Annotated in this window: 6 protein-coding genes and 1 pseudogene; 2 read left to right on the top strand and 5 right to left on the bottom strand. The window is 71.1% G+C overall.

Annotated elements, in window-relative coordinates; all coding sequences use genetic code 11:
• Positions 1 to 579: nitronate monooxygenase family protein (locus I0Q12_RS32230; RefSeq protein ID WP_231610175.1), on the top strand; the 579-nt coding region annotated here is incomplete at its 5' end.
• A gap of 70 nt (positions 580 to 649) precedes the next feature.
• Here the strand turns inward: I0Q12_RS32230 and I0Q12_RS07040 are convergent.
• Genes I0Q12_RS07040 through I0Q12_RS07050 form a run of 3 tightly spaced genes read right to left on the bottom strand, consistent with a single transcriptional unit; the run spans position 650 to position 5,027 of the window.
• Positions 650 to 3,208 (bottom strand): multicopper oxidase domain-containing protein, encoded by a 2,559-nt coding sequence (locus I0Q12_RS07040; protein WP_197251257.1) that lies wholly within the window; start codon positions 3,206 to 3,208, stop codon positions 650 to 652.
• Entirely contained in the window at positions 3,205 to 4,290 is a 1,086-nt protein-coding gene (locus I0Q12_RS07045; protein ID WP_197251258.1) for a hypothetical protein, read from the bottom strand. Before I0Q12_RS07045 ends, I0Q12_RS07040 begins: the two co-directional genes overlap by 4 nt.
• On the bottom strand, positions 4,287 to 5,027 hold the full coding sequence (locus I0Q12_RS07050; RefSeq protein WP_197251259.1) for a metalloregulator ArsR/SmtB family transcription factor: 741 nt from the start codon (positions 5,025 to 5,027) through the stop codon (positions 4,287 to 4,289). Before I0Q12_RS07050 ends, I0Q12_RS07045 begins: the two co-directional genes overlap by 4 nt.
• A gap of 56 nt (positions 5,028 to 5,083) precedes the next feature.
• Here I0Q12_RS07050 and I0Q12_RS07055 point away from each other — a divergent pair, with 56 nt between their 5' ends.
• Entirely contained in the window at positions 5,084 to 5,860 is a 777-nt protein-coding gene (locus I0Q12_RS07055) for a DUF2249 domain-containing protein (protein WP_197251260.1), read from the top strand.
• A 3-nt stretch (positions 5,861 to 5,863) separates the two neighbouring features.
• Here I0Q12_RS07055 and I0Q12_RS07060 read toward each other — a convergent pair whose 3' ends face one another.
• Both I0Q12_RS07060 and I0Q12_RS07065 read right to left on the bottom strand, forming a co-directional pair.
• Complete coding sequence (locus I0Q12_RS07060; RefSeq protein ID WP_197251298.1) at positions 5,864 to 6,442, bottom strand: TetR/AcrR family transcriptional regulator; 579 nt, start codon at positions 6,440 to 6,442, stop codon at positions 5,864 to 5,866.
• A gap of 41 nt (positions 6,443 to 6,483) precedes the next feature.
• Positions 6,484 to 6,741, bottom strand: a pseudogene (locus I0Q12_RS07065) (lipase); the annotation flags it as partial.

A 6,741-nucleotide genomic window follows, 5' to 3' on the forward strand; every position in this document is an offset into this window, starting at 1 on the left:
GGTGTCGACATCGTCATCGCGCAGGGCTACGAGGCGGGCGGTCATACCGGTGAGATCGCCTCGATGGTGCTGTGGCCGGAAATCGTCGATGCGATCGGTGATTCCGCATCGGTGCTGGCCGCCGGCGGCATCGGCTCCGGCCGTCAGGTCGCGGCGGCACTGGCGCTGGGCGCGTCCGGGGTGTGGATGGGCTCGTACTGGCTGACCACCTCCGAGTACAAGCTCGGCGGAGCGGACAAGGGCCCCACCGCGGTTCAGCGGGCACTGCTCGCCGCGACCTCCGCGGACACCGTTCGCTCGCGGATCTACTCGGGCAAGCCCGCCCGGCTGCTCAAGACCAAGTGGACCGATGCGTGGGCGAAGCCGGATGCACCGGCACCGCTGCCGATGCCGCTGCAGAACATCCTCGTCAGCGAGGCGCACCAGCGGATCTCGGCGGGCAGCGACCCCGAGGTCGTCGCGATGCCCGCGGGACAGATCGTCGGACGCATGAACGAGATCCGGCCGGTGGCCGAGATCATGGCCGAGTTGGTGGCGGAATACGACAAGACCGTCGACCGCCTCGACGCGGCCCGCTAGACCCGGGGGAGGGTGCAGTGCCCGGGACGGTGAATCCGTCCCGGGCACTGATAATTTCCGATGCCGGCGATCAGGTTCGGGGGAGCACTTCGACGACGCCGTGCGCCCCCTTCTCGGCGTCGGTCATCGCGTGCGTGACGAACGGATAGCGACCCGGCTCCGGGAACTCCAGTTCGACGAATCCACCTTGCGCCGGGAACAATCCGAGGGTCTGGGCTCCGCCGGTGCCGGGCCGGAGCCGATACTCGCCCTCGGCCCACACCGTGTCGAACTGCCCACCGACCACGTGGAACGACGTGCCGCGGTCGGGACCGGCGGGCAGCACCCAGATGCGGACGCGTTCGCCGGTGCGGGCCTGCAGCGGAGCGTGATCGTACTGATTCGCATACCCGTTGAACACCACCAGATCCGGTGTTCCGGCAGCGACCTTCGCGGCGTCCACCTCGCCGCCCGGTGCACCGAGATACAACTCGGATTGCACGAGAACGAATTCGCGATCCACCGCAGGCAGATCCGGCGGATCGATGATCACCGCACCGAACATGCCGTTGGCGATGTGCACCGACATCGGCATCGACGAGCAGTGGTACAGCCACATTCCGGCGCGGGTCGCGGTGAACCGGTACGTCAGCGACTCGCCCGGCGCGATCGTGCGCATCGGACCGTCCGGGGCGAGCGCACCGGCGTGGAAGTCGATCGAATGCCCGATCGTCCCGTCGTTGACGAGCGTGATCTCGAAGACGTCACCGATCCGGCCGCGCAGAGTCGGACCGGGTGCGGTGCCGCCGAACGTCCACAGCTTCTGCGTGATTCCCGGAGCCACCTCGCGCTCCACCTCCGAGACCGCCAGCGTCATCCGGTGATCGGGCCGGGCCGCCGGTGCGGTCGCGTCGTGCGGGACGAAGCCGGGTCCGGGGTCGATCGTGAGGCTGCGCGAGACGTCCACGGTGTCCGCGGTCGCGGCCTCGTGTCCGTCGTGCGACACCGGTGCGGCGCCGTCGGCGCGGACCTGCAACGTCATCCCCATCTGACGGTGGCCGGCGACCGAGCACCAGCCGTCGACGGTGCCGCCGATCACCCCGGCATCGAGGACGGCGGACTCCCCGGGAGCGATCCGGCCCGTGCGTCTGCCGTTGGCGAGCACCAGATCGTGCCGATCCTCACCGGAATTGACGAACTCGATCACCAGACGGTCACCCGCCGGGACGTCGAGCACGGCCGGCACGAACCGCATGCCCTCGACGCGCACCTGGACCTCGGTGGTGTGCCCGGTCTCCGCGACCGCCACCGTGTCGATACTCGAAATACCCACGGCCGCCGGGTCGGCCGCGACACCACCGACCGCGGCGAACACCACCACAGCGACCCCTGCGGCCGCGATGCCGAGACGCCGCGCCGCGGGCACCGGTTCGCGCACCCCGGGTGCGGACGGCACGCCCCGCATACGACGGGCCGCCAGCACCGCGCGCACGACCAGCGGCAGGAACGACGCGAACGCCACCAGCACCAGCATCGAGCACACCACGCGGACGAGACTCGGTACCGGCAGCACACACAGCACCAGGCCCACGTTCGCGACCGACAACCGCCAGGGGGCACCGCGTTCGAGTTCGGCCATCGCGGCCTGCACCGCGGCCCGGCCCCCGATGACCACGGGAATCAGGTAGGTGAGGGCGCCGAGCAGCACCTGCGCGACGAACCCCGCGAGCAGCGCCGCGGTCACCGCACCCGCGACCTCGGTGGCCTCGAACGGGGTCGCCGCGGTCGCCAGGCCTATCGCCAGGTACAGCAGGACACCGAACAGCCACAGCACACCGGCCAGCACCGACAGCGTCGCGAAGTCGCCGGGATGCTTGCGCCGGATCTCGTCGAGGTGCGGCTCCAGCACGTAGCCCGCGGCGACCAGATAGCCCAGGACACCGGCGGCCGTGACGACGGGCAGCCCCGCGACCGCACCGGCGACCCCGACGGCGAGCGCGGCCAGCAGCACCGGCAGACCGCGACGCGCGGCGTCCTCGACGCGCTGCGCCATGCGGGTGCGCAGCATCGTCGGCCACAGGGTGACGAGGGTGCCGAGCACGGTGAGGCCCACCCAGCCCAGGACGTTGATGCCCGCGTGCGCGAGGACCAGCCGTTCGTGTACTTCGCCGGGCAGTCGCGAATCGGCCATCGCCACACCGATTCCCGCGCCGACCGGCAGCATCGCGGCGGCGGCGACGTAGTAGCGCACGGTGTGCCCGAACCGGGACGGCAACGCCGACCGCAGGCGGCGCAGCAGCGTCGTGCCGTGCCACAGCGCCACGATCGCCACGACGCATCCGCCGACCAGCACGGCCGGCCACCATCCGGAGATCATCCCGGCGACCACGGCGACCGCACCGGCATTGAACACCAGCAGGCGCGCGGTCTCGGCCCGCCGGGACCCGGTCGGCCGCCGCAGCAGCGCGTCGGTGAAATGACCGCTCCAGATCAGGATCGCGTTGCTCACCGCACCGAGGCCGAGCACGTGCACGAGCAGCCAGCCGGACTGCGGAATCCAGCGGTGCCCGACGGACACGACGACCAGCGCCGCGAGCCACGCGACGACGACCGATCCGGCACGTAGGTGCCAGCTCCCGCGCTCGTTCATGCCGGAACCTCCTGACGTGCGGGCCGCAGCGCGGAGCCGGCGGCGACCACGACGAACGCGAGGATCGCGACGATGCCGAGCGCACCGCCGACCGTGACCGCCCACTCGACGCCGCGCACGTCACCGACCGCGACACGCAGCACCAACGACAGGTGCAGCAGCGCCACCGGTCCGTACATGAGCGGGGTGTACGGCAGCGGGCGCCGCACCACCGCCGGAAGGATCACCGGGGCGTGCGCCATGATCATCGAGATCACGAACCCGAGCATCACCGAGTGGACGACGGCGTCGTAGCCGGGACCGGAGGGGACGGCGCCGACGAGAAGCCAGGTCAGCGCCGGGACCGCCAGCCAGGCGTATCCGGCGAGCAGGCACACGGCCATGTACCGGGCCAGGCCGGTGGCGCGGACGGTGCGGCGCGCGACGTCGAAGCGCACCAGCCAGGCGACGAGGGCGAGCAGCGCGGCGCCGAGCAGTGGATAGCCCGCCGCCGGCCACAGCAGTGTGCCGACGGTGCCCGCCACGATCGCGCCCGCGATCGCGACCAGCAGGGGTTCGGCGGGGGTCCCCAGCGTCGCGACCCGGGCCAGTTCCAGGCGCTCTCCGGCGATGGTGAGGATCAGGAACGTGCACAGCCACGGGAGCAGTTCGGGGACCGGGACGTGCGCGAGCCACAGCAGTGCGGCTCCGGCCGCGAGGACACCGCCCCCGGCCTGGACGAGGACCGCGGGGTCCGCGGCCCGCCGCCACAGCGGCACGTAGATCGCGACGAGCGCTACGGTCCCCCCGAGCAGCAGCAGTCCCGAAATCTGCTGTGGTGCAGGGGACGCCATCACGATTCCGCCGGCACCGAGCAGCAGCGGAGCGAGATATCCAGCGCGGCGGCCCAGCGCGACCGCGCGTTCGAGCGCGACGACCGTCCCGACGAACCCCAGCACCAGCAGAATTCCGTGGATCTCGGGCAGGCGTGCGGTGTCGACCGGGGCGGGAAGGCCGAGCAGCAACAGTGCGGCGTCGAGGCCGACGAGCAGTGCCAGCCCGCCCGGAACCAGCAGCAGCGCGCGGCGCGGAACGGGATTCATCGCGACGTCCCTTCGTCGGCCGCCCGCTCGTCGGCCGCTGCGGGACCCGGGAACGCCGGATCGGGTAGGAACAGCCGGCATGCCCCGGGCTCGGCGAACGGGAGCAGGTCCAATCCCGGTCCGGTCGCGGCACGCAACTCCTCGAGCACGCCTTCGACGATGCCCAGGTGGACCTGGCACACCACGCTGGGGTAGCGGCGCGCGGCGTCGAGCAGGGGGCACTGCCGCAGTGCGATGCCGCCTGCGTGGCCTGCGTCGTGCGGGTCGAACCCGAGCCGGGCGAGCAGATCGAGCACCGCTCGGTGCGGATCGGCCGCGTCGCAACCGGATTCGCGCGCGAGCTCGTGACCCCAGTCGCGTCCGGCGGCGCGGGCGTCGGCTTCCGGATCGAGGCTGGTGCGCGCGATGTGTCCGGCGAGGGCGGTGGCGAGTCCCGCGTACTCGCGGCTCGCACTCGTCGGGTCGGCGGCCGGGGTCGGCCGGTACAGCTTGGCGGGCCGGCCGCGTCCGTGGGCGGGTTCGGTGGTGGTTTCCACGAGAGCGTCCGCGACGAGCGCGTCGAGGTGTTCGCGCACCGTGTTGGGGTGCAGACCGAGGCGTTCGGCGATGTCGTTGATCCGGGTGGGGCCGTGGGCGCGGACGTCGTCGAGGACGGTGATCCGCTGCGGCGACAGCGCCGGGAGCGACGCCGTCGCGGGCGTCGGTCGGGGGCCGAGAAGGAGATCACTATTTTCCACGGAAATAACTGTAGTAAATTGACGGGTGATCGGCCACCTGCACAAGGAGAGTGGAAATGACCACCGACAACGTCGTCGTCGCGGCCACTGCGGAGGATGCGCACGCCGTCGACGCCATCAGGAACCATCACGCCGAGATCGCCGGGAGAATCGCGTATCTGACCGATGCGCTGCTCGACGCGGCCGAAAAGAACACAGGCTTCGAGGTCGCGCGGCGCGCCGTCGTCGACTACCTCACCGGCACCCTGTTGCCGCACGCGATCGCCGAGGAGCAGGCTCTCTACCCGGCCGCGGCCCGCCGCGTCGACGCGAAGCTGCTCGTCGAGTCCATGATCGCCGTGCACCGGCGTATCGCGGCGCTCGTCGACAGCATCGAACGCGAGGCGTCCCCGACACGCGCCGCGGCCGCCGCGTATGCGCTGCGCACCATGTTCGATGCGCACCTCGTCGACGAGAACGATCGGATCCTGCCGGTGGTCGCCGCGGACCCGGACGTCTCGCTCGCCGGTGCCGTCGAGGGCATGCACGACCTGCTCGGCGCCCACGACGACCAGGCGTCCGAACAGGGGTGCGGGGGTCACACCTGCACGTGCGGGGAGAAGGACGAACCCGATCCGGTGCTCGACGTGCGCGAGATTCCGCACGCGATCCGGCACGCGACGGTGTTCGGTGCGTTCGACGCGGTCCCCGCCGGCGGCGCACTCGTCCTGGTCGCCCCGCACGACCCGCTTCCGCTGCTGCATCAGCTCGCCGAGCGAACCGGCGGCCGATTGGCTGTCGACTACGAGGAACGCGGACCCGAGGCGTGGCGGTTGCGGCTCACCCGCGCGTGACCGTCACCGGGCGGTGAGGACGGCGAGCAGTTCCTGGATCTCGTCGATGGTCGGGGTGGCGAGGCTGTCCCGGCCGTAGACGAATCCGATGCCCGCGTACACGAGTGTTCCGGCGCGCACGCGGGCGGCGCGCTCGTCGAAACCGAGTTCACGGAAGGCATTTTCGACCACGGCCATGATCCGCTGATCGAGTGCGCGCACGGACTCGGCGACCTTCGGGTCGGTGCGGGCCCACTCCCGCACCGCCACCTCCGCCGCCCAGGCCCGATCGTCGACGAGCATCGTGCCCATCCGCGCCAATCGCTCACGGACGGGCAGCTCTTCGAGGCTGGTCAGCCCTCGGGCGGCGTCGTTCTCCTGCGAGGCGTAGCGGGTGGCGATCGCCTTCATCAGTTGATCGATGTCGTCGAAGTGCCAGTAGAAGCTGCCCTTGGTGACGCCGAGTTCCTTGCAGAGCCGGGAGATCTTCACCGCCGCACGGCCTTCGGTGACGAGAAGCCGCAGTCCGGCCTCGGTCCAATCCTCGAGCGAGAGCCGTTTCCGTCGCTCTGCCGGACGTCCGGTCTCCGACGGCTGGCGCATCACGTCAACCACTCCTTCGTCTGTCTTCGACCGCGTCGAGCCTACACGCCGCCGTGCTCGACCGCGTCGAGGGCGAGAGCGCGTGCGAGAGGATCGCGCGGCAACGCGAAGTGTCCGGCGCAGTTGCCGGGGTCGCGTTCCTGCAGCGTGACGACGGTCGTGCCCGGCATCGACGCACCGGTGGCGGGGACGACGAACCCGTCGCACGTCGAGACGATGTCCGTGTACCGGACACCGTCGGTGACCGGCCCGCGAGCGTAAAGGTCGCGCAACAGGTCGGATCCGTGAATCACCTCGCG

Source organism: Rhodococcus sp. CX (assembly GCF_015865005.1).
In the GTDB taxonomy this organism is placed as follows: domain Bacteria; phylum Actinomycetota; class Actinomycetes; order Mycobacteriales; family Mycobacteriaceae; genus Rhodococcus.